At 37.7% G+C, this 2,722-nt stretch carries 3 protein-coding genes and 1 pseudogene; 1 reads left to right on the forward strand and 3 read right to left on the reverse strand.

The features are described 5' to 3' along the window. The first annotated feature begins 89 nt into the window (after window positions 1-89). On the forward strand, window positions 90-734 hold the full coding sequence (locus tag HMPREF0083_RS15425) for a hypothetical protein (protein ID WP_051354680.1): 645 nt from the start codon (window positions 90-92) through the stop codon (window positions 732-734). Between the two features lie 422 nt (window positions 735-1,156). Here the strand turns inward: HMPREF0083_RS15425 and HMPREF0083_RS15430 are convergent, their stop codons facing one another. The 3 genes and pseudogenes from HMPREF0083_RS15430 to HMPREF0083_RS15435 all read right to left on the reverse strand — a co-directional run. Then, window positions 1,157-1,744 carry a TetR/AcrR family transcriptional regulator gene (locus tag HMPREF0083_RS15430; protein WP_021622481.1) on the reverse strand — a complete coding sequence of 196 codons (588 nt, stop codon included), beginning with the start codon at window positions 1,742-1,744 and terminating at the stop codon, window positions 1,157-1,159. Between the two features lie 161 nt (window positions 1,745-1,905). Beyond that, window positions 1,906-2,004, reverse strand: a pseudogene (locus tag HMPREF0083_RS30345) (serine hydrolase); the annotation flags it as partial. Window positions 2,005-2,146: 142 nt separating this feature from the next. After that, window positions 2,147-2,722: hypothetical protein (locus HMPREF0083_RS15435; protein ID WP_021622482.1), on the reverse strand; the 576-nt coding region annotated here is incomplete at its 5' end.

Below are 2,722 nucleotides of genomic sequence, written 5' to 3' on the forward strand. Positions count from 1 at the left end.
ACCTTATGGATAATCAACAGGCGTGATATTTTACTATATATATTTTTTACAATTATTAGTTTATAATTGCGTTCTAAGGGGGGATGAAAATGGTTAAAATTTCAAAATGCATTGCAACGCTTGTAATTTCAGTATCATTGTTAGGAACGACAAGTATCAGCTCGGCTACTACAACTTCACTTACTCAACAGGAGAAAGAACAATATTATAAGCAGTATATGAAAATCGTGGAAGAAGTGATGCAGAAGAAAATAGGTATTCATATTGAAGTGCCACCAATGGAGCAGTTTCAACCAGAAGATTGGATTGAACCAAAAGCATATGAAACGAGGGTCCAAAATATAGTAGATGACTATTTGACAGCTGAACGTGAAACACTAAATGCTCTATCGTCAACTACTAATAAAGTAGTTACGAATTTAAATGGAGAAACGACAAAAACAGCATACATTTATATTCCTGATATTATTGGTGAAATTGAGGTTACAGGTAAATTTGAAACGCAATATAATGCATACCATGACCGTCAAGTGTTTAGAAAATTAGAGAACATTTCAACCCAAGCAGTAAGTTCTGGTAGCACGTGGGAGCAAACATCTTATGAGGCTTCTTTAATAGATGGTGGTCGAACATATAGTATTCGCATTGAAGGTATTTATAGTTTAAATGGTTTATCCAATGAGAAAGCGTTCACTATAGAGTTTCATTGTGATGAATTCGGTAGGATATTTTGATAAAATATTTTGAAATACTAGTTCCTTATTAACAATGCTATACTCTCACTTTATACACTCTACACCTAAAAAACACACATTTTTAAGATGAAATACAGTCTGCATAAAGCTATTCATACTTCTGTCAAAAGCAACCAGCGTACCAAGCAAGGCTTTACCATGACAGCGAAGTCTCAAGATGAATGGCAGGTGGTCCATATAGAACAACACATGGAATTAAACAAACTATAAATATGAAGAAGGGGGGTATATCTATATATGAGCGATTGGCAGGGAAACGCTCTTCACTCATATCAGCCTGTCCCTTAGACCCCTGATTTCATTTGAAGCCGGTTCAGCAATATTTACGCATAATCGTTTCGACCGGCCCTCACGTAGTCAAGAGCCGTGATACGTTGTGTTTGTGTCGATTGATTCATCCTCTATTCACCTCTAACGATAGCTTTGACCGTTTTAGCCCATATCTTGTCGTAGCGATATTGAAAGCCATAGGTCATAAAATTATCCACGCCATCAATAATCATCGTCAGCATTTGGGCATGAGCCAGCGTATCACCATCCTTGATTGCCCCGATCGAAACGCCGTGCCGCAGCAGCTCATGGAATCCCGTTGTGAATCCGTCCAGACTTTCAATCAGCTTCTGCATATACTTCGGATTTCGATAGCCCAGCGCTTGATATTGATGCATGATGCGTGAATAATGCTCGTCTTCCGTCTGGCTTTGAATGATGCTTAACCCGTCTGCAATAAGCTTTTCCTCGAAATTGTCCTTCGAATATTGCTTGATGCTGAAGAAGTTGGCAAATGTGACGCTTTTGCAAATTTCATCAAAAAGCACATCAATGATCGCTTCCTTCGATTTAAAGTGATAATACAGTGCGGGCTTTGAGATGCCGATCTCCTTGGCAATGATCGCCATGCTCGCTTTGTCAAACCCATGCTCGGCGAACAGGCGGTAAGCCGTCTTCAATATAACTTCGTACGTCGTCGACGTCGTTGATGTTTTCATGTTATAGCCTCTTCTCTTCAGTTTACTTAACGGTCGGTAAGTAAACTATAATCGATTCCCTATATTTTTGCAATAGGTGTCCAAAACGATAGATGTATGTTCACCTTATGGACGGCTTCGCTGATCCTGTCTTACATCGTAACCGCATATTAGAAGATAACATTGTCAATAATCGTCTCTCCAGTTGGAGAAATTTTCGGACCTATTTCGCTTATTCTTTTAACAGGGTCTTTCCCACCAACAGTACATATAGTGAAGGATGGCTGTGTCGTTCATATTTAAATTTATTGGGATATAATAAGATTGATATGACTGCGCAATCGTATATATCATAGGAACGTTCCCCCCTGTTTGTTCTCCTACATAAGGAATAAGATTCATTTGCTTTCCTCCCAATTTATTTTAGTAAAACGTACAATCAACCCGATATTTTTTTTCTAAGCTTGATAATTCATTGCTTACGTATTGTGTTTGTAAGGGAAATTCAACAAATTTTTCTTCTATATGTGATTCGTTTCGTTTTTTTAGCCGTGAGATAACTTCCTCATCAATTTCTACATTATCCATTTCATTTTCGGTAACTAAACGCAAAGGAATGGAACGTAAAATCTCTTTTGTCTGATCCTGATTATCCCTATAACTCAGACTGACAGTAATTTTACTCTCCCCACAAGGAACTTCATCCTGTGTATAAATTTCGATCATAATATCCTGCTCGTGTGAAACACTCCCTAACAATATAGAGCCATTCTCATCCTCAAAATAACCGTTAAGGTTTTCTAATCGGTAAATGTTATCAGGCAGGCGAATTGTTACTTGGGCATGTTTTAGATTCTCGGAAGAAAAAGAAGCAATACGAATCCATAGGTGGTTCATCCCTTCTTCATTTTCCATTTTTGATTTGGCTAATTTGATATCTAACATTAGTATTTTTCTCCTTTTAGGATTTGAGAAACAGAGTGAATGACCTTCTGCTTT

Source organism: Aneurinibacillus aneurinilyticus ATCC 12856 (assembly GCF_000466385.1).
Classification (GTDB): domain Bacteria; phylum Bacillota; class Bacilli; order Aneurinibacillales; family Aneurinibacillaceae; genus Aneurinibacillus; species Aneurinibacillus aneurinilyticus.